At 68.0% G+C, this 18,602-nt stretch carries 17 protein-coding genes; 6 read left to right on the plus strand and 11 right to left on the minus strand.

Annotation, left to right across the window (positions count from 1 at the left end; genetic code table 11):
• Positions 1-76: 76 nt before the first annotated feature.
• Both FRZ44_RS26425 and htpX read right to left on the minus strand, forming a co-directional pair.
• The gene (locus FRZ44_RS26425; RefSeq protein WP_263641903.1) at positions 77-1,357 is read right to left on the minus strand and encodes an RsmB/NOP family class I SAM-dependent RNA methyltransferase; all 1,281 of its coding nucleotides are present in this window, start codon (positions 1,355-1,357) and stop codon (positions 77-79) included.
• Positions 1,358-1,547: 190 nt separating this feature from the next.
• Entirely contained in the window at positions 1,548-2,543 is a 996-nt protein-coding gene (gene htpX / locus FRZ44_RS26430) for a zinc metalloprotease HtpX (protein ID WP_151179999.1), read from the minus strand.
• A gap of 162 nt (positions 2,544-2,705) precedes the next feature.
• Here htpX and FRZ44_RS26435 point away from each other — a divergent pair, with 162 nt between their 5' ends.
• Together FRZ44_RS26435 and FRZ44_RS26440 are read left to right on the plus strand one after the other, a co-directional pair.
• Complete coding sequence (locus FRZ44_RS26435; RefSeq protein ID WP_151180000.1) at positions 2,706-2,888, plus strand: succinate dehydrogenase assembly factor 4; 183 nt, start codon at positions 2,706-2,708, stop codon at positions 2,886-2,888.
• Positions 2,889-2,992: 104 nt separating this feature from the next.
• Positions 2,993-3,583 (plus strand): hypothetical protein, encoded by a 591-nt coding sequence (locus tag FRZ44_RS26440; protein ID WP_151180001.1) that lies wholly within the window; start codon positions 2,993-2,995, stop codon positions 3,581-3,583.
• Positions 3,584-3,625: 42 nt separating this feature from the next.
• Here the strand turns inward: FRZ44_RS26440 and FRZ44_RS26445 are convergent, their stop codons facing one another.
• Positions 3,626-4,636 carry an IS30 family transposase gene (locus tag FRZ44_RS26445; RefSeq protein ID WP_151176077.1) on the minus strand — a complete coding sequence of 337 codons (1,011 nt, stop codon included), beginning with the start codon at positions 4,634-4,636 and terminating at the stop codon, positions 3,626-3,628.
• Positions 4,637-4,750: 114 nt separating this feature from the next.
• Positions 4,751-5,503 (minus strand): pyridoxamine 5'-phosphate oxidase family protein, encoded by a 753-nt coding sequence (locus tag FRZ44_RS26450; protein WP_151180002.1) that lies wholly within the window; start codon positions 5,501-5,503, stop codon positions 4,751-4,753.
• A gap of 124 nt (positions 5,504-5,627) precedes the next feature.
• Between FRZ44_RS26450 and pdxR the strand changes: the two genes are divergently transcribed.
• Positions 5,628-7,142, plus strand: a complete 1,515-nt coding sequence (pdxR, locus tag FRZ44_RS26455; RefSeq protein ID WP_151180003.1) for a MocR-like pyridoxine biosynthesis transcription factor PdxR — start codon at positions 5,628-5,630, stop codon at positions 7,140-7,142.
• Between the two features lie 12 nt (positions 7,143-7,154).
• On the opposite strand, the gene acs is transcribed toward pdxR, so the two are convergent.
• Positions 7,155-9,095, minus strand: coding sequence for an acetate--CoA ligase (acs, locus tag FRZ44_RS26460; RefSeq protein WP_151180004.1), 1,941 nt, complete (start codon positions 9,093-9,095; stop codon positions 7,155-7,157).
• Positions 9,096-9,419: 324 nt separating this feature from the next.
• Between acs and FRZ44_RS26465 the strand changes: the two genes are divergently transcribed.
• Entirely contained in the window at positions 9,420-11,102 is a 1,683-nt protein-coding gene (locus FRZ44_RS26465) for a methyl-accepting chemotaxis protein (protein ID WP_151180005.1), read from the plus strand.
• A 269-nt stretch (positions 11,103-11,371) separates the two neighbouring features.
• Here FRZ44_RS26465 and FRZ44_RS26470 read toward each other — a convergent pair whose 3' ends face one another.
• The 4 genes from FRZ44_RS26470 to FRZ44_RS26485 are packed head-to-tail and all read right to left on the minus strand — an operon-like array spanning position 11,372 to position 12,981.
• Positions 11,372-11,722: a Rieske (2Fe-2S) protein gene (locus FRZ44_RS26470; protein WP_151180006.1), complete on the minus strand. Its 351-nt coding sequence runs from the start codon at positions 11,720-11,722 to the stop codon at positions 11,372-11,374.
• Between the two features lie 40 nt (positions 11,723-11,762).
• On the minus strand, positions 11,763-12,257 hold the full coding sequence (locus FRZ44_RS26475) for a GNAT family N-acetyltransferase (protein WP_151180007.1): 495 nt from the start codon (positions 12,255-12,257) through the stop codon (positions 11,763-11,765).
• Complete coding sequence (locus tag FRZ44_RS26480) at positions 12,258-12,674, minus strand: EVE domain-containing protein (protein WP_151180008.1); 417 nt, start codon at positions 12,672-12,674, stop codon at positions 12,258-12,260.
• A gap of 22 nt (positions 12,675-12,696) precedes the next feature.
• Positions 12,697-12,981, minus strand: a complete 285-nt coding sequence (locus FRZ44_RS26485) for a YciI family protein (protein WP_151180009.1) — start codon at positions 12,979-12,981, stop codon at positions 12,697-12,699.
• Between the two features lie 278 nt (positions 12,982-13,259).
• Here FRZ44_RS26485 and FRZ44_RS26490 point away from each other — a divergent pair, with 278 nt between their 5' ends.
• Complete coding sequence (locus FRZ44_RS26490) at positions 13,260-15,158, plus strand: PAS domain-containing sensor histidine kinase (protein WP_151180010.1); 1,899 nt, start codon at positions 13,260-13,262, stop codon at positions 15,156-15,158.
• A gap of 122 nt (positions 15,159-15,280) precedes the next feature.
• On the opposite strand, the gene FRZ44_RS26495 is transcribed toward FRZ44_RS26490, so the two are convergent.
• Both FRZ44_RS26495 and tsaD read right to left on the minus strand, forming a co-directional pair.
• Positions 15,281-16,282 (minus strand): NAD(P)H-dependent glycerol-3-phosphate dehydrogenase, encoded by a 1,002-nt coding sequence (locus tag FRZ44_RS26495; protein ID WP_151180011.1) that lies wholly within the window; start codon positions 16,280-16,282, stop codon positions 15,281-15,283.
• The gene (tsaD, locus tag FRZ44_RS26500; RefSeq protein ID WP_151180012.1) at positions 16,279-17,367 is read right to left on the minus strand and encodes a tRNA (adenosine(37)-N6)-threonylcarbamoyltransferase complex transferase subunit TsaD; all 1,089 of its coding nucleotides are present in this window, start codon (positions 17,365-17,367) and stop codon (positions 16,279-16,281) included. Before tsaD ends, FRZ44_RS26495 begins: the two co-directional genes overlap by 4 nt.
• 292 nt (positions 17,368-17,659) lie before the next feature.
• On the opposite strand from tsaD, the gene hemC reads away from it, so the two are divergent.
• The gene (gene hemC / locus FRZ44_RS26505) at positions 17,660-18,601 is read left to right on the plus strand and encodes a hydroxymethylbilane synthase (protein ID WP_151180013.1); all 942 of its coding nucleotides are present in this window, start codon (positions 17,660-17,662) and stop codon (positions 18,599-18,601) included.
• The last annotated feature ends 1 nt before the right edge of the window (position 18,602 follow it).

Consider the following 18,602-nt stretch of genomic DNA (forward strand, 5'->3'; position numbering starts at 1 on the left):
GGCGGCCTTGGGAAGTCCGCGCGACTGGGGTCGTCGAGAAGAGGGAGGCGATCGTCGACCGGCCTCGCGCTTTCGCTCAGCGCCGGCGCAATCGCACCGCGTAGAACCCGTCCATGCCGCCCTGGTCGGACCAATGGCAGGGCAGGGTGCGCAGCGCGCCGGCGCGCGTGATCGATTCGGGCGGCGCGCCGAGCTCGGCCAGCTCGTCGGCCCCTTCGCCGATTCGGATCCGCTCGATCGGGGCCGCCTCCTCGATCGCCCGCGCGATCAGATCCTCGCCTTCGGCCGGCTCGAGCGAGCAGACCGCATAGACGATGACGCCGCCGGGACGCGTCATCTGGATCGCGGCATTGAGCAGCCGGCGCTGCAGCAGCGGCAGCTCGGCCAGCTCGGCCGGGCGCTTGATCCAGGGCAGGTCGGGATGGCGCCGGATCGTGCCGGTGGCGGAACAGGGCGCGTCGAGCAGCACGGCATCGACCGGCTCGGGTGGGCGCCAGTTGAAGGCGTCGACGGCAATGCAGGTCGCCGTCAGCCCGGTCCGGGCCAGGTTCTGCGAGACCCGGGCGAGCCGGTCGGCGGAGCGGTCGATGGCCGTTACCTGCGCGCCGGCCGCCGCGAGCTGCAGGGTCTTGCCGCCGGGTGCCGCGCAGAGATCGAGCACCTTCATCCCGGCGATGCCGCGCAGGAGCCGCGCCGGCAGCGCCGCCGCCGCATCCTGGACCCACCAGGCGCCCTCGGCGAAGCCGGGCAGGTTCTCGACGACACCGGCGTCCTGCAGGCGAAGGCTGCCGTTGGGCAGGAGACGAGCCCCGAGACGCTCGGCCCAGAGCGACTGCTCGGCCGGGTGCTTCACGGTCAGGTCCAAGGGCGGCTCGCGCAGATGCTGGACAGCGACCGCGCGCGCCGTTTCCTCGCCATAGGCTGCGTTCCAGCCCTGCCACAGCCAATCCGGCAGGTTGGTCGGAATCTCCGGGGCGGTCTCGAGAAGGGCGGGACCCTCCTGCGCCACCCGGCGCAGGACCGCATTGACCAGGCCGCGATAGGCGCCGGCGGCCCGCGGCAGGGCATCGATGGTTTCGGTCACGGCCGCATGGGCCGGCGTCTCCAGGAACAGCAGCTGGCAGACGCCGAGGCGCAGGGCGCCTTCCGCGGCACTGGCCTTGGGCGTCAGCGGCTTGTCGAGGCATTGCGCCAGGATCGCGTCGATCTGGCCGAGACGGCGGAGCGTGGTCGCCACCAGCAGGCGGACGAAGGCGCGGTCGCGCGGGGAAAGGCCGGGCCAGGTCGAATGGGCGGCCAGGCTCTCGTCGAAGGGGCGGTGGCGGCGCAAGACCGAGTGGAGCAGATCAAGCGCCACGCGCCGGGCGGAGAGGTTCGGGCCCCGGACCTGGGCGGCGCTGCCGCGCGCGGCCGCCGCCCGCGGTTTCGCGGCGGGCCTCTCCTTATCGATGTGCGGGTCTCTGGGCATTAACCTTTACAGTGCCGAAAGCTGACCAGGACGTCAGCCCTGCAATGCGGAAAGGTCCCGCGACAAATCGGCCGGTTGCTCACCCCCAGGGTCCGCGCGAGCCGGGTGGCACCGAGCCGGCTGAAGGGACGGAGCCGCGACCGCTGCGGCGGGGCTCGTCGGGCGTGGCCATGGCCGCCGCGGCCCAGGGTCCGGCGGCGCCACGCGGCGCCGGATCGATGTCCGAGGCATCGTTGCCCATGCGCTGCGCCATTTCCTGAAGCCGCGCGATGCGGTTCTCCAGGCTGGGATGGGTCGCGAACAGATTGTCCACCGCCTTCATATGCAGGGGATTGACGATGAAGAGCGGCGCCGTCGCGGGATTGGCTTCGGCCACCGCATTGGGGATGCGCCCGCTCGCCATGCCCAGCTTGCCGAGCGCGCTCGCGAGCCAGAGCGGCTGGCCGCAGATCTCCGCGCCGCGCCGGTCGGCCTCATATTCGCGCGAGCGGCTGATGCCGAGCTGCACCAGCGTGGCGGCGAGGGGCGCCACCACCATCACCACGATCGTGCCCAGCACGCCCAGCGGATTGTCGCGGCCCCGCCCCATGAAGAAGGCGAAATTGGCGAGCATGCCGATGGCGCCCGCGAGCGTCGCGGTCACGGTCATGATCAGCGTGTCGCGATGCTCCACATGGGAGAGCTCATGGGCGATGACGCCGGCGAGCTCCCGCCGGTCGAGCAGCTGCAGCAGCCCGGTGGTGGCACAGACCGCCGCCTTGCTCGGGCTGCGGCCGGTCGCGAAGGCGTTGGGCTGCGGATTCTCGACGATGTAGGTGCGCGGCATGGGCAGGCCGGCGCGCTGCGCCAGCTCGCCCACGATGCCGACGAACTCGGGCGCCGACCGGGCGTCGACCTCGCGCGCGCGATAGAGGCTCAAGACCATTCGGTCGCTGTTCCAGAGCGCGAACAGGTTCATGCCCAGCGCCAGGAGGAAGGCGACCGCCATGCCCTGGGCGCCGCCGATCACCCAGCCCACGGCCACGAACAGCGCGGTCATGACCGCGAGAAGCAGGGCGGTGCGGAAATAGGGCATGGGCTTGGCGTCGCTCCGGTTCGGGTCGTGGGCCAGGACTGGCGCTCGCCAGCCTCCCGACCCTCCATCAACTATGGATTAAGTCCCGTCGGTTCAAGCATCTGGCCAGGGGCCCTCCAGGCCGGTCTTGCCGCTCCGACGCCGGATGCCTAGCTTTGAGCCATGCCCCAGACGCCCCCGACCCAGCCCCCGACAGCGCCCGAGCCGGCCCCCGACAGCACGACGCCGGCGGCCGATCCGCTCAAGCCCGTGAGCCCGAAAGTCCGCGAGATCGGCGGCCCGAAAGGTCCCGAGCCGACCCGCTATGGCGACTGGGAGGTCGGCGGCCGCTGCAGCGATTTCTAGGACTCCCTGCCTCCTGCCCTCAGGACTGAACTCCCTTCTGAGATGGACAAACGGACATTTTCCCGTTCCATAATTGGACGGGGGTTCGACGGAGGGGGTGAGGCATGCGGGTTCAGGTCGCCGCGATTCTGGTCGCGGTCGTCGTCGCGCTGTGCAGCGCGGGCGTCGTTCATGCGGATGGCAAGGGCGGGCAGGGAAGCACGTCATCGGGCACCGGCGGGTCCGGCACCTCGTCGGGCAGCGGCTCGTCGGGCGGCGGCACCGGCACCGCCCCCACCAACGGCCCGTTCGCGCCGATGTCGGTGCAGGGCTGGGATGGCGGCGCCTATCACAATTCCAGCGGCGAAACCTACTGCGAGCTCTATGACGACTATGGCAGCAACACCTCGCTGCTGGTCGGCTGGGACAAATACGGCTTCTATCTGCTGATCACCGATCCCAACACCCTGAAGCTCGAAGAGTATGCCGACCTCGAGGTGCTGGTGAGCATCGACAAGCTTTATAAGGGAAAGGTGACGGCCTTCTCCTACGAGACCGACGTGCTCGAGCTCGATTTCGGCGACGACCGCAAGGCGATCAACGCGCTGCGCAAGGGCGAGAAGCTGGTCCTCGAGGAATGGGACCATTTCTACACGCTCTACGGCACGGGTGCCGCCATCGCCGCAGTCGAGGATTGCTTCAACCGGTACCGGTGAGGGACGAGGGAGAGCGCTCTATCGTCACCCCCGTCATTACCGTCATCCCCGCGAAAGCGGGGAGATGGATTCACACTCCAAGTGCAACACTTGGCTGCAGAAGATTTCAGCGGGGCTGTGCCAGTCAAGGCATTTGCGCGGGGTGTTGTTGTAGGCGCGGACCAGATTTGAGAGTTGGCGTGTGGTGAGGGTGTCGAGGTTGGTTTTTCTGGGGATGTTGCGGCGCAATCGCCCGATGGCGTTTTCGACGCCCCCTTTCTGCCAGGGAGCATAGGGGTCGCAGAAGAAGGTCTGGATATCGAGGCGGTGGAGCTCGTAGTGACGGGCGAACTCGGTGCCATTGTCGAAGGTGATGGTCTGGCGCAGGGATTGGGGCAGAGGCCCGAGCAAGCTGGCGATAGCGTCGGCGATCGGCTCGGCATGCTTGCCGTTGGACCGGCCGACGATGAGCAGGCGGGAGGATCGCTCATGCAAGGCGAGGAGGGCCTGGCCGTAGCGGGTGAACATCATGAGATCGGCTTCCCAGTTGCCGGCGACCGAACGGTCCCCGACGGCGGCGGGTCTTTCTGCAATGGAAACACGATCTTGGATGTGCAGGGCCGAGCTGCCGCCCTTGCGGCCGCGGCGGCCGCGTTTGCTCTTGGCGCGGGGCAGGTAATGGCGCCAGCGATAGTCCTTGTGGCGGGTGATCTGGGCCTGGATGAAGCGGTAGATGCTCTCCGGGCTGATGACGTGCCGGCCCTGCTGGCGTTCGAGCCAGCCGCAGACCTGCTCGGGCGACCAGCCTTTCTTCAGGCCGTCGAGGACTTGCCGGCGCAACTTGGCGTCACGTTCCAGACGCGAGCCTCGCCAGCGCCGGGCCCGGGTCTGCTGCTGGGCGTAGACGGCCCGATAGCCGATCTGACGGCCGGTGTTTCGCTTCAGCTCCCGAGAAATCGTCGATGCTGGGCGATCCAGAGCTGCAGCGATCTGGCGGATCGAGTGGTCTTTGGCCTGAAGGCTGGCAAGGATGGCGCGCTCTTCGGCCGAGAGCTGAGTGTATTTTGTTCCCATGGCAACACCCTAATCTGGTGTTGCACTTCGTTTGAAAATTCAGCGGACCCATCCTGATCCAGCACAACGAATGGGACCATGGGCCCCCGCTTTCGCGGGGATGACCATGGTGGATCACTCCGCCGCCTTCGGCAGCGCCGCGGTGCGCGTCATCAGCGCGTCGAACTCGGTCTCCGGTTGGAAGATCGAGAGATGCGCCGGCTGGCGGATTCCCGGCGTCATCTTCGCGTCCGGCACGGCCGCCCCCACCACGGTGCGGATCGGCAACACGCCGGCCCAGATCGGCAGCGCGTAATCCTCGTCATCATCGCTTGGCCCGCCGGTGCGGATCTTGGCCGAGGCTTCCTCGATCTTCATGCCGATCACGGTCGTGCCTTTGACTTCCTGCTTCGTCGCCGGACGCAGCTCGGCCCAGCGGCCGGGGAAGATGCGTTCGACGAAGGCTTCGAAGGCGGCCATCTTCGCCTCGGGCTCGTCGACGAAGAAGGCGCGGCCGAAGGCCATCACCGAGCGGTAGTTGATCGAGTGATGGAAGCCCGAGCGCGCCAGCACCAGCCCGTCGAGATGCGTCACCGTCACCGAGCAGGGGATGCCTTCGCCCACATGCTCGAGCATCCGGCTCGCGGCCGAGCCGTGCCAATAGAGAAAGTCGCCCTCGCGCCAATAGGCGGTGGGCGTGACGAAGGGCTGGCCGTCGATCACATAGCCGATATGGGCGATCAGCCCGGCATCGAGCACCTTGAAGACGGTCTCGCGGTCGTAATGGCCGCGCTTGTTCAGCCGCTTCACGCGCGAAACTTCGGTCGGCTCGAAACTGCCCTCGGGCGGTTCCGAGGTCTTCCCGCCATAGCTGCCGGGGCTGGTCATCGCTCACGTCTCCTGAGGCTGGGTTCCATCGATCCTAGTCCCTTTCATGCCCCTTAACTGGCCTCTTCAAAAGGTCCGGTTTCGGATAACTTATGGATCCACTTAGGACTCGGGAGGGAGGGCCATGCCGCGCCGCGCCGACCGTATGCCCTTGCTCGATCTCGATATCGACGAGGGTGCGCCGACCCCGCTGCACCGCCAGCTCTATGAGGGCCTGAGCAAGGCGATCCTGGCCGGGCGCTTGCCGCCGCACGGCCGGTTGCCCTCGAGCCGCGCGCTCGCGACCGAGCTGGGCCTCTCGCGCAACACGGTCCTCACCGCCTTCGAGCAATTGGCGAGCGAAGGCTATCTCGAGGCCCGCCAGGGGTCAGGCAGCCGGGTCGCGGCCATGCTGCCCGACCCGCTGCCGCCCGCGGCGACGCGGAGCGCCCTCGCACGGCGCGGATCTCCGCCGCCGAAGACCGCGCCCGCGGCCGGCGCGCGCCTCTCGCGGCGCGGCACGGCGCTCTCGGCCGCGACCTCGGCGCGGGCCACGCGCGGCGACGGCGCCTTCGCGCCCGCCATCCCCGATCTCGACGTCTTTCCTTTCGAGCTCTGGTCGCGGCTCCTGGCGAAGAGCTGGCGCCGGCCGACGCTCGCCATGGCCTCGGGCCGCGATGCCGCGGGCCATCTCCCCTTGCGCGCGGCCATCGCCGATTACCTGCGCCGCGTGCGCGCGGTGCGCTGCGAGCCCGAGCAAGTGATCCTGCTCTCCGGCATCCGCCAGGCGGTCGATCTCGCGGTGCGGCTGCTGCTCGATGCGGGCGACAAGGTCTGGATCGAGGAGCCCGGCTATGCGGGCGTGCGCGAGGTGCTGCGCGCGGCCGGCGCCAGGCTGGTGCCGGTCCCGATCGACAGCGAAGGTCTCTCCGTCAGGACCGGCGCGAAGAAGGCGCCCGATGCGCGCCTGGTCTGCGTGGCGCCCTCGCATCAATATCCGCTGGGCACGGTGATGACCTTGGGCCGGCGGCTCGAGCTGCTGGCCTGGGCGCGCCAGGCCGGCGCCTGGATCGTCGAGGACGACTATGACAGCGAGTTCCGCTATGCGGGCCGGCCGCTCGCAGCTCTCCAGGGTCTCGACGAGGATGGCCGCGTGATCTATGTCGGCAGCTTCTCGAAGGTGCTGTTCCCGTCGCTGCGGCTGGGCTATCTCGTGGCGCCGCCGGCGCTGGTCGAGGGCTTCACCGCGGCGCGCTCGACGCTCGACGATCATGCCGCGATGACCGCCCAGCCGGCGCTCGCCGCCTTCATCGCCGAGGGACATTTCGCCGCCCATATCCGGCGCACGCGCAAGCTCTATGCCGCACGCCAGGCGGCGCTCTTGAAGGCCGCCGATCGCCATCTGCAAGGGCTGCTCGATCTGGCGCCGGCCTCGGCCGGCATGCATCTGCTGGCGGGATTGGCGCCGCAACTCGCAGCGCGGATGGACGACCGCGCCGCCACCGCGCGGGCCGCGGCGCAAGGCATCACCGTGGCGCCGCTCTCGGCCTTCCACATGACCCATCCCCGCCGCCAGGGATTGCTGATGGGCTATGCCGGCGTGCCGGAGGAAGCGATCGAGCCCGCGGTGATCAGGCTCGCCGCCGCGCTGCGGGCCTGAGGCCGTTCGGGCTCAGCCTCGATTCATCCGGTTGTTGATCAGGTCCGACACCACCGCCGGGTCGGCCAGGGTCGAGATGTCGCCGAGATTGCCGTATTCGTTCTCGGCGATCTTGCGCAGGATGCGGCGCATGATCTTGCCCGAGCGCGTCTTGGGCAGGCCCGGCGCGAACTGCAGCAGGTCGGGCGAGGCGATCGGGCCGATCTCCTTGCGCACCCAGGCGATCAGCTCCTTGCGCAACGCCTCGCTCGGCTGCTCGCCGCTGTTGAGCGTGACATAGGCGTAGATCCCCTGGCCCTTGATGTCGTGCGGATAGCCCACGACGGCGGCTTCGGCGACCTTCGGAAAGGCGACCAGCGCGCTCTCGACCTCAGCGGTGCCGAGGCGATGGCCCGAGACATTGATCACGTCGTCGACGCGGCCCGTGATCCAGTAATAACCGTCCTCGTCGCGCCGGCAGCCGTCGCCGGTGAAATATTTGCCCTTATAGGCGGAGAAATAGGTCGCGGCGAAACGCGCATGATCGCCATAGAGCGTGCGCGCCTGGCCCGGCCAGGAATCGGCGATGCAGAGATTGCCCTCGGCGACGCCCTCCATGACATTGCCGTTGGCATCGACGATCTCGGGCTTGATGCCGAAGAGCGGTTTGGTCGCAGAGCCGGGCTTGAGGGCCGTGGCGCCGGGCAGCGGCGAGATGAGAATCCCGCCGGTCTCGGTCTGCCACCAGGTATCGACGATCGGGCAGCGCTCGTCGCCCACCACGCGGTGATACCAGAGCCAGGCCTCGGGGTTGATCGGCTCGCCGACCGATCCCAGGAGCCGGAGCGACTTCCGGCTGGTCTTCTTCACCGGTCCCTCGCCCTCGCGCATCAGCGCGCGGATCGCGGTTGGCGCCGTGTAGAAGATGTCGACCTTGTGCTTGTCGATCACCTGCCAGAAGCGCGAGGCGTCCGGATAATTCGGCACGCCTTCGAACATCAGCGTGGTGGCGCCGTTGGCGAGCGGGCCATAGAGGATATAGCTGTGGCCCGTGACCCAGCCCACATCGGCCGTGCACCAGTAGATATCGCCGTCGTGATAGTCGAACACGTAGCGGTGGGTCATGGCCGCATAGACCAGATAGCCGCCGGTCGTGTGCAGCACGCCCTTGGGTTTGCCGGTGGAGCCGGAGGTGTAGAGGATGAAGAGAGGATCCTCGGCGCTCATCGCGACAGGCGGGCAATCGCGGCCGACCTGCGACACTTCCTCGTGATACCAGTGGTCGCGGCCCTCGACCCATTTGATGGTGCCGCCGGTGCGCCTCACCACAATGCATGTTTTCACGGACGGGCAGCGGGCAAGCGCCTCGTCGACATTGGCCTTGAGCGGAATCTTGCGGCCGCCGCGCAGGCCCTCGTCGGCGGTGATGACGCAGTTGGAATCGCAATCCTGGATGCGGCCGACCAGGCTTTCGGGCGAGAAACCGCCGAACACCACTGAATGGATCGCGCCGATCCGGGTGCAGGCCAGCATCGCATAGGCCGCCTCCGGGATCATCGGCATGTAGATCGTGACCCGGTCGCCCTTCTTGATGCCATGCTTCTTCAGCACATTCGCGAGGCGGCAGACATTGTCGTGCAGCTCCGAGTAGGAGACATGCTTCTGCTCCTGCGGGCTGTCGCCCTCCCACAGGATCGCGGTCTGGTCGGCCCTGAGCGCCAGATGGCGGTCGACGCAATTGGCCGAGACATTCAGGGTCCCGTCATAGAACCAGCGGATCCGCACATCGCCGTTGAAATCCACGTCCTTCACCTTGGTGAAGGGCTTCACCCAGTCGACGAGCTTTCCCTGCTCGCCCCAGAAGGCCTCGGGATCCACCATCGAAAGGTGATAGAGGCTCTCGTACTTCTCCTGGTCGATCCAGGCGGTCCGGGCCAATTCTTCGGGTACGGGGAGCAGGGTCGGGCTGGTCATGGCGGCGGGCAACTCCCTGGGAAAGCCTGCCCTTTTGGGCCCCGGTTCCGGGTTGCGGAGATCGGATCGTCCCCGCATCCGGCCGGAGGGCGATGCGGTTTCCCGTGCCTCGCCAAGGGCTTGAAGGAAAGGAATATTGACGGAAGCGGGCGGCGCGAACAAGCGTCTGTCCGGACGGAGAAGATTCCCATCTGCGGGCCGCCGCCGGGCCGCGCCCCGGGCTTCTATACTTCCGCATAGAGAGCTGGTTAGGCCTCCGTTAACAGCCGCCCCCTAATTTCGCGACATTGCGCCATACATCTTTTGGTCAAGGGGCTGCTTCAAATGGCTATCAGGCTTTCGGTCGGGACTCGCTTCTATGTCGTGAGCGGCTTGAGCGCGTTCCTGCTTGCCGTCACGGCCGGCGTCGGTCTGTGGGTCTCCGGCGAACAGGAAGCCCAGCTCGCCGATGTGGTGGTGACCTCGACCGCGCTTCGCAATCACATGGAAGCCGACATGATGCATGACGCCCTGCGCGCCGACGTCATTTCGGCCCTGCGCGACGGCATGAGCGGCGAAGCCGGCGCGCGCCAGGAGGTCGAGAACGATCTCGAGGAGCATGTGGCGAACTTCCACGACGCCCTCGATGCCAATTCGAAGCTGGCGTTGGGCGCCGACGTGAAAGCGGCGCTGGCCGAGGTGGCGCCCAAGCTCGACGCCTATATCGCGGGCGCGCAGAAGATCACCCAGGAAGCTTTCGATAATCCGGCCGTGGCCGCCACCGACTTCCCGAGCTTCATCGAGGAGTTCAAGGCGCTCGAGACGGCGATGGGCGATGTCAGCGAGAAGATCGAGGCGGCCGTCGGCGACGCGCAAGGCCATGCGGACTCCATGGGCCGTGTCGCCACGTTCTCGATCCTGATCGCGGCCGTGAGCGGCGTGCTGATCCTGCTGCTCTGCGCCGCGGCGCTGGTGCGTTCGATCGTGCGCCCGACCGTCGCCATGACCAACGCCATGAGCAAGCTCGCCCAGGGCGACATGGCGGTCGACATCCCCGCGCGTGAACGCCAGGACGAGATCGGCCGCATGGCCGCCGCCGTTCAGGTCTTCAAGGACAATGCCCTCAAGGCGGCCGAGCTGGCCACCGTGACGCGCCAGGAGCAGCAGGCGAAAGAAGCGCGCGCCCGGCGCCTGGACCAGCTCTCCGGGCAGTTCGATCAGAGCGTGTCGAGCCTGCTCCAGGAGGTCGAGGCGGCGATGTCGGGCATGAAGGAGATGGCCGGCACCATGACGCAGGCTGCGACCGAGACCTCGTCGAAGTCGGGCACCGTGACCCAGGCCGCGCAATCGGCCTCGAGCAATGTCAACACCGTCGCCAGCGCGACCGAGGAGCTGGCCGCGTCGGTCGGCGAGATCGGCACGCGGGTGCAGCGCTCGACCGAGATCGCGCAGAAGGCCGTGCAGGAGGCGAGCCACACCAACAGCACCGTTCAGGGGCTGGCGGCGGCGGCGCAGAAGATCGGCGAGGTCGTGAACCTCATCAACGACATCGCCTCGCAGACCAACCTGCTGGCGCTCAACGCCACGATCGAGGCGGCGCGCGCGGGCGAGGCCGGCAAAGGGTTCGCGGTGGTGGCCTCGGAAGTGAAGAATCTCGCCAACCAGACGGCGAAGGCGACCGAGGATATCGGCGCCCAGATCGCCGACATCCAGAAAGTGTCGGGCGATGCCGTGGCCGCCATTGGCGGCATCGGATCGACCATCGGCAGGATCTCCGAGATCGCGACCGAGATTTCCGCGGCGGTGGAGCAGCAGACGATCGCCACCAAGGAGATCGCGCGCAATGTCCAGGCCGCGGCCGACGGCACGCGGCAGGTGACGGGCAATATCAGCGCCGTCTCGGCCGCGGCCCAGCAGACCGGCACCTCGGCGCAGCAGATGCTGAGTTCGATCGAGCAACTGGCCGGCCGCGCCCAGGCGCTGGGGCGGGCGGTCAGCAGTTTCCTCGAGGATGTGCGCGCGGCCTGATCGCCAGGCACCATTCCCGACCCGCATCTTCTTCCTCCCCCTCATTGATGAGGGGGAGGGTTGCGCAGGCTTAGGCGAGACGAAGTCGAGCCTTAGCCGAAGCTGGGAGAGGGTGTGCTCGTAAGAAAGCCCACCTCTCCCAGCTTCGGGTAAGTCTCCGCTGCGCTCCGACTAACCCTTCGCAACCCTCTCCTCCCGCTTCGCGGGCGGAGAGGAGAGAAACAATGATCATAACCTGCCGAATGAGCTGCGATTCCGTCGCACACTTCTCAGCAGGATTCTGAAACAGGCAACAACAGCCAGCCGGCCTCGCTCATGATCGTAAAGGGCTGCAGCGACTTGCCTTTGCAGGGACCTCTGACGCAATAGCCGTCGTCGGTGCGGAACAGCGCCCCATGCGTGCTGCAGAGAAAGCGCTGGCGGTCGCTGGTGAGGAACCGATCCGGAAACAGCTCCAGCGGCGTGCCCTGATGCGGGCAGGCATTGCGATAGGCGAAGACCTGCTCGCCGCGGCGATAGACGAAGAAATCGAGTCGGGCCGGGCCTTCGCCGATCAGGAAGCCGCGCGCCGTTCCGTCCGGGATCTCGTCGATCCGGCAGAGGCGCATCGCTTCCGACATTGTCGCGGCTGGATCGGCGGGGATGAAAGACTCCTTCGCGTCAGGCGGAGATGGTGCCGACGATCAGTTCGAGACGCGGCCCCACCTCGGCGAAACCGCAGCTCCGGTAGAAATCGTAGGTGGCCTGCGAGCGGGGCATGTCGGGAGCGCCCACCTCCAGGAACGGCCAGTCTCTGCGCAGGGCTTCCGACCGGGCGGCTTCGATCAGGGCGCGCCCCAGGCCCAGCTTGCGAGCCGATGGCTGCACATAGAACTCGTTGATCTCGCCGAAAAATCCGCCGGCATAGACCGCGACGCATTGCGACACGGTCAGCAACCCGACGGTCTCGCCGGTCGGCGATTGCGCGAGGAACGCCGCATAGATGTCCTCGGCCGGCAGCAGCTTCGCCGCCGCGGCCCGATAGATCGGCCGCCGCGCCTCGCCGAATTCGGTTCCATAGATCTCGTCGAACAGAGCCGTGACCAGATCGCCGACGAGGTCGGCATCACCTGTCGTCGCCTGGCGGATCGAGCGGGCGGAAGCGATCGCCATCATTCACTCGGGCTTCACGCCGCCCATCTTGCAGATGAGCTTCCAGGCGGCGGCATCGACCGGCTGGACCGACAGGCGCGAGTTCTTGACCAGCGCGATATCCTTGAGCTTGGGCTCCGCCTTGATCGCGGTCAGCGCGACCGGCGTCTTCATCGGCGCCACCGGCTTCAGATCCACCATCACGAACTTGCCGGTCTTGTCCGAGGGATCGGGATAGGCCGGCTTGGTGATCTCGGCGATGCCCACCACGGCCAGCCCTTCGTTCGAATGGTAGAAGAAGGCACGATCGCCGACCTTCATCGCCTTGAGATTGGCGGCGGCCTGATGGTTGCGCACGCCGTCCCAGCCGGCCTTGCCCTCCTTCACCAGCCGCTCCCAGGAATAGGCCGAGGGTTCCGACTTCACCAGCCAATAGGCCATCGCCACTCTCCCTGCCCTTCGATCAGCCGCGCTCGATGACCTTGCGCCAGGGCCGCACGTCGACCGAGGCGAACAGGCCGGCCTTGGCGTAAGGGTCGCTCTTGAGGAAACCATCCACCGCGGCCCGATCGTCGAATTCCAGGATGAAGAGGCTGCCTGCCATCTGCTGCCCGTCGTCGCTGAGAAGGGGGCCGGCGAGGACGATCTGGCCGCTGTGCTTCTTCAGGAATTCGAGATGGGCCGGCCGGTTCTCCGCGCGAACGGCGGCATGACCGGGCTTGTCCAGGCAGTAGGCGACGTAAAGCATGGCGATTCCTTGAAAATCACGGAGAACAACGGGTGAATGGCCGGGGAGCCTAACCCGGATCGAGGTCTTTTGGCCATGTCCGCAGGGAGAACCGGCAGGGCCCGGAAACCGCGGATGAACCGGCTACCAAAAAGCGACAAATTATTAACGAATTGGCAGGGAGAATGAATCGGGGCGATCTGTCTTCGCCCCGCCGCCCGCCCCGAGGCCCTCGGGGACGGAGGCGGATTTTCATCGGGCCGCCATCACGGGGGGAGGAGCGGAGCCCGCAAGCATCCATGTCTGCCTCGCACCCCGTCATCCGCCGTTGGTTCCTCCTTCTGGGTCTGGCGCTCGCTCTGCTTCTGGGCGTGGCGGCGGCGGCCACGACCGTGGCCGAGCTGCAGCGCCGCAAGGCCGAAGAGCAGATCGCCACCGTCAATGGCAGCGCCCAGCAGAGCCGGCTCGCCCTGCAGATCGCGCTCCTGGCGCAGGACATCGCGCGCACGGCCGACAGCCGGGACCAGGCCCGCATGCGGATCGCGGCCGACCGGCTCTCCGAGATCCATCAGCGCCTGGTCGATCGCGTGCAGAGCCTCGGGCCCGCGGCGCAGGAACTGGCGGCCTTCTATAGTACCGACGAGGTCGCGCTGGAGTTCACCCTGCAGCGCTTCATCACCCAGGCGCATACGCTCTCGATGCTGCCGGCGACCCTGCTGAAGCCGGGCCGGATCGAGATGCAGGCGATCGCCGACAGCTATCCGCGACTGCTGGCGGCCCTCGATGCCGAGACGGAAGCCTGGCAGCATTACGAGGAACGGCTGCATCGCGAGCTGGGCCGGATGCAGATCCTCGAGCTCATCCTGTTCGCGGGCGTGGTGCTCGCCATCGCGCTCCTGGTGTTCCGGCCGATGCTGCGCTCCTTGCGCGAACATATGGGCGCGCTCGAGGATCTGAACACGACGCTCGAGCGCCGCGTCGCCGAACGAACCGCCATCGCCGAAGCGCGCGCGCGCGAGCTGGTCCACTCGGAATCGGCCTTGCGCGAAACCGACGCGCGGATCCGCGGGATCCTCGAGAATGTCGCCGACATGGTGATCACGGTCGACGGCTGGGGCCGGATCGAATCCTTCAACCCGGCCGCCGAGCGCGGCTTCGGCTATTCGTTCGCCGAGGTCGCGGGCTCGGATGTCTCCATGCTGCTGCCCGACAGCCCCGGCGGTGCCGGCGGCATGCAGCTCCTGCGCCGTATCGCCGGCCCCGAGGGCGAGCCTCACAACATCCAGCTCAACGAGATGTCGGCGCGCCGCAAGGACGGCTCGCAGTTCCCGGTCGAGCTGGCGGTGGGCCGGGTGCGGCTGGGCGACCGCCAGTTGATGATCGGCACGCTGCGCGACATCTCCGCTCGGCGCGAGGCCGACAGCACCCTGCGCCTCGCCAAGGAGGACGCGGTCGCCGCCAACCGCGCCAAATCGCAGTTCCTCGCCAACATGAGCCACGAGCTGCGCACGCCGCTCAACGCCATCATCGGCTTCTCCGAGATCCTGGAGAAGGAGATGTTCGGTCCCTTGGGCGTGGCGACCTATGCCGACTACGCGCGCGACATCCGCCAGAGCGGCGAGCATCTGCTGGCCGTCGTCAACGACATCCTCGATCTGTCGCGCATCGAGGCCGGCCGCATGGAGCTCTCCGACCTCGAGGTCGATATCGGTGAGCTGATCTCGGCCTGTCTGCGTATGGTCAGCGTGCGCGCCGAGGAGCGCGAGGTCGCCATCGTCACCGACCTCCGCTGCCTGCCGCTCTCGGTGCGCTGCGACATGCGTTCGGTCAAGCAGGCTTTGCTCAACCTCCTCACCAACGCGATCAAGTTCAACAAGCGCGGCGGCAGCATCACCATCCGCACCGATCTCGCGGCCGATGGCTGGCTCGACCTCCTGGTCATCGACACCGGCATCGGCATGAATCCCGAGGACATCCCCTCGGCGCTCACGCCTTTCGTGCAGGTGAGCAGCTCGCTCTCGCGGACCTATGAAGGGACGGGGCTGGGGTTGCCCCTGGCCAAGTCGCTGATCGAGCTCAATGGCGGCAAGCTGCTGCTCGAGAGTGCGCTCGATGTCGGCACCACCGTGACCTTGCGCATCCCGCCCGACCGCATCATCAGCCAGATCGACCCGCCGCGCGAAGCCGCCGCCGGCTAGGGGCCGAGGCGCTCCGTTCCTCTGCTGTCATCGCCGGACTTGATCCGGCGATCCAGGGCCAAGGGCGTGATCTCGACAAAGTCTGGATTGCCGGATCAAGTCCGGCAATGACAGAACAACGCTCAGCCCTCGGCGCGGAAAGGCCGCGACAGCAGCGCGCCGATCGCGGTCTCGATGGCGGCGCCGCGATTGAGGATGTCATCCACCGCCGTGGCGATCGGCATGTCGATGCCCGCAGCCTCCGCTTGGGCGCGCAAGACCGAGGCGGTCCAGATTCCCTCCGCGACGCTGCGCCGTCCCGCCTGATAGTCGGCGAGACTCTTGCCTTCGCCGAGCGCGATGCCGAGCGAGAGATTGCGCGACTGCCGGCCGCTGCAGGTCAGGACCAGATCACCCAGTCCCGACAGGCCCATGAGCGTCTCCGGTTTGGCGCCGCGCGGCACGGCGAAGCGCATCATCTCGGCCAGCCCGCGCGCGATGAGCGCGGCGCGCGCATTGTCGCCGAGCCTGCGGCCGATCACGATGCCGCAGGCGATCGCCAGCACGTTCTTGATGGCGCCGCCGAGCTCGACGCCGGTGACATCCCCCGACCAGTAGAGACGAAAACGCGGCGCGGCCAGCGCCTCCACGATCGCCTGGCCCAGCGCCGCATCGGTCGCGGCGACGGTGGCGGCCGTCGGGAGATCGGCTGCGACCTCGCCGGCAAAGGTGGGTCCGCTCAAGACCGCGACCGGCACGCCCGGCAAGGTCCGGGCCAGCAATGCCGTCATGGTCAGTCCGCTGCTCTGCTCGATGCCCTTGGCGCAGATCACCACCGGCCGGCCTTGCGGCCAGATCGGCACGAGCCTCTCGCTGACCTCGCGCAGATGCTGGGCGGGAACGGCCAGCAGCAAGGCGTCGCAGTCGCGCATCGAGGCGAGATCGGCACTCGCACCGATGCGCGAATCGAGAGTGATGCCGGGGAGATAATCCGGATTCTCGTGGAGCGCCGCGATCAGCGCTGCGATCTCCGGACGATGGGCCCAGAGGCGGGCCTCGCGGCCGGCGCGCAGGGCAGCGACCGCCAGTGCCGTGCCCCAGGCGCCGGCGCCGAGGACGCCCCATCGCTGCAGCGTCATCGTCATGCCTTGACGCCGGCCCCGGCCGCGCGCGGCGCGGTCGGGTCGAGCGGCCAGCGCGGCCGTGCCGCGAAATCGAGACCGTCGCCGTCGGCATGGGCCTGCCCGCTTTGCAGCCGTTCGATTCCGGCCCAGGCGATCATCGCGGCATTGTCGGTGCAAAGTCCGAGAGGCGGCGCCACCAGCGGAAGGCCCTTCGCCCGCGCGACCTCATCCAGCGCCTGGCGGATGCGTCCATTGGCGGCGACGCCGCCGGCCACCACCAGGGCGGTCAGCCCGCCGCCGGTCGCCGCGACGAGGTCGAGCGCGTTGGCGGTGCGATCCGCCAGCACCGCCGCAATCGCCTCCTGCAGCGCCAGCGCCAGCCCGTCGCGCTCGCGCTCGGGCAGGCGGCCTTCGACCGCCAGCTCTTCGGCGCGCTGGCGCAGCGCGGTCTTGAGACCGGAGAAGGAAAAATCGCAGCCGGGGCGGCCCAGCATCGGGCGCGGCAGGCCATAGCGCTTCGGGTCGAGGCCCGCTTCGGCTGCACGCCGGGCCGCCTGCTCGATCGCGGGCCCGCCCGGATAGCCCAGTCCCAGCAGCTTCGCCCCCTTGTCGAAGGCCTCGCCGGCTGCGTCGTCGACCGTGGTGCCGAGGCGCCGGTAGCGCCCGACGCCGTCGACCCGCAGCAGCTGGCAATGGCCGCCCGAGACCAGCAGCAGCAGGAAGGGAAACCCGACGCCGGGATCGAGTCGCGCCGAGAGGGCATGGCCCTCGAGGTGATTGATCGCAAGGAAGGGACGGCCGAGCGCCAGCGCCATGGCCTTGCCCATCGTCACGCCGACCAGCACGCCGCCGATGAGGCCGGGGCCCGCGGTCGCGGCGATGGCGTCGATATCGTTGGCCGCGAGGCCCGCTTGTTCCAGCGCCTGGCCGATCAGCCGGTCGAGCTGGGTCAGATGGCTGCGCGCAGCGATCTCCGGCACCACCCCGCCGAACGGCCGGTGCTCCTTCAGCTGCGACAGCACGAGCTCGACGATCCGCTCGCGCTTCTCGTTCACGATCGCGACCGCGGTCTCATCGCAACTGGATTCGATACCTAGAACACGCATGACGCGACTCGGGCGAGACGGAAGGGGCGGGCGGATCGGAAGAGCCTGCCATCGCTGGCGGGAAACCCGTGCCAGGGAAAGGCCATGGCGGGCGCGATCCTAGTCGCGAGGGCGGGTTGCCGCCAGCCATGCGAGTCGCGGCCGATGGACGCCTTGATTCAGCCCGCAAATTGACATTGGCGGCCCAAAAACCGCCCCGGCGGGGCCGCTTGCCAGCGGCCGGCCAAAGCCCTAAAGCTGGGCTTCAACAGGCATTTCGCCCAGGACGGCCGATGAAATCGAGTCGCAGGCAATGACAGGCGCACGCGTCCGAATCGGCACCCGCGGCAGCCCTCTGGCACTGGCCCAGGCGCATGAGTTGCGCGACCGGCTCAGGGCCGCGCATGATGCGTTGCGCGTCGCCGATGCGATCGAGATTCGAATCATCAAGACCACCGGCGACAAGATCCAGGACCGGCCCTTGACCGAGATCGGCGGCAAGGGGCTGTTCACCAAAGAGATCGAGGAGGCGCTGATCGATCGGCAGATCGACATGGCGGTTCATTCGATGAAGGATGTGGAGACGCGTCTGCCGGAAGGTCTCGAGATCCCAACCCTGCTGGAGCGCGAGGATCCGCGCGACGCGCTGATCGCGCGCGAAGGCAGCAGCCTCGCCACCCTGCCGAAGGGAACGGTGGTCGGCTCCGCCTCGCTGCGGCGCAAGGCGCAGATCCTACTGCATCGCCCCGACCTCCCCGTGGTCAATCTGCGCGGCAATGTCGGCACGCGGCTGCAGAAGCTGGCCGAAGGCAAGATCGGCGCCACGCTCCTGGCGCTGGCGGGCCTGCGGCGGCTGGGCATGGAAGACAAGGTGACGGCGCTGCTCTCGACCGACGAGATGCTGCCGGCCCCCGGCCAGGGCGCCATCGGCATCGAGATCCGGTCCGACGACGAGGAGGCCCGGCACTGGCTGGCACCGCTCGATCATCGCGCGACCCATATCGCCGTCACGGCGGAACGTGCGCTGCTCGCCACGCTCGACGGTTCCTGCCGCACGCCGATCGCCGCCCTGGCCGAGATCAGCCATGACCGTCTTTCCTTGCGGGCCCTGATTGCGCTGCCCGATGGCAGCCAGCACCACCGCGAGACCGTCGAGGGGCCCGTCGCGCAAGCCGCGCAATTGGGACGCAAGGCCGGCGAGGCGCTGCGCAGCAAAGCCGGCGCCGCCTTCTTCGCCCGGCTGCAGGAAGCCTGAG

It is taken from the genome of Hypericibacter terrae (genome assembly GCF_008728855.1).
GTDB lineage: Bacteria > Pseudomonadota > Alphaproteobacteria > Dongiales > Dongiaceae > Hypericibacter > Hypericibacter terrae.

Bases quoted from the DNA above. Each gene is read 5' to 3' on its own strand.
- htpX (WP_151179999.1), bottom strand. From the start codon at position 2,543: ATGCCCTATTTCCGCACCGCCCTGCTTCTCGCGGTCATGACCGCGCTG.
- FRZ44_RS26435 (WP_151180000.1), top strand. From the start codon at position 2,706: ATGCCCCAGACGCCCCCGACCCAGCCCCCGACAGCGCCCGAGCCGGCC.
- FRZ44_RS26440 (WP_151180001.1), top strand. From the start codon at position 2,993: ATGCGGGTTCAGGTCGCCGCGATTCTGGTCGCGGTCGTCGTCGCGCTG.
- FRZ44_RS26445 (WP_151176077.1), bottom strand. From the start codon at position 4,636: ATGGGAACAAAATACACTCAGCTCTCGGCCGAAGAGCGCGCCATCCTT.
- FRZ44_RS26450 (WP_151180002.1), bottom strand. From the start codon at position 5,503: ATGACCAGCCCCGGCAGCTATGGCGGGAAGACCTCGGAACCGCCCGAG.
- pdxR (WP_151180003.1), top strand. From the start codon at position 5,628: ATGCCGCGCCGCGCCGACCGTATGCCCTTGCTCGATCTCGATATCGAC.
- acs (WP_151180004.1), bottom strand. From the start codon at position 9,095: ATGACCAGCCCGACCCTGCTCCCCGTACCCGAAGAATTGGCCCGGACC.
- FRZ44_RS26465 (WP_151180005.1), top strand. From the start codon at position 9,420: ATGGCTATCAGGCTTTCGGTCGGGACTCGCTTCTATGTCGTGAGCGGC.
- FRZ44_RS26470 (WP_151180006.1), bottom strand. From the start codon at position 11,722: ATGTCGGAAGCGATGCGCCTCTGCCGGATCGACGAGATCCCGGACGGA.
- FRZ44_RS26475 (WP_151180007.1), bottom strand. From the start codon at position 12,257: ATGATGGCGATCGCTTCCGCCCGCTCGATCCGCCAGGCGACGACAGGT.
- FRZ44_RS26480 (WP_151180008.1), bottom strand. From the start codon at position 12,674: ATGGCCTATTGGCTGGTGAAGTCGGAACCCTCGGCCTATTCCTGGGAG.
- FRZ44_RS26485 (WP_151180009.1), bottom strand. From the start codon at position 12,981: ATGCTTTACGTCGCCTACTGCCTGGACAAGCCCGGTCATGCCGCCGTT.
- FRZ44_RS26490 (WP_151180010.1), top strand. From the start codon at position 13,260: ATGTCTGCCTCGCACCCCGTCATCCGCCGTTGGTTCCTCCTTCTGGGT.
- FRZ44_RS26495 (WP_151180011.1), bottom strand. From the start codon at position 16,282: ATGACGATGACGCTGCAGCGATGGGGCGTCCTCGGCGCCGGCGCCTGG.
- tsaD (WP_151180012.1), bottom strand. From the start codon at position 17,367: ATGCGTGTTCTAGGTATCGAATCCAGTTGCGATGAGACCGCGGTCGCG.
- hemC (WP_151180013.1), top strand. From the start codon at position 17,660: ATGACAGGCGCACGCGTCCGAATCGGCACCCGCGGCAGCCCTCTGGCA.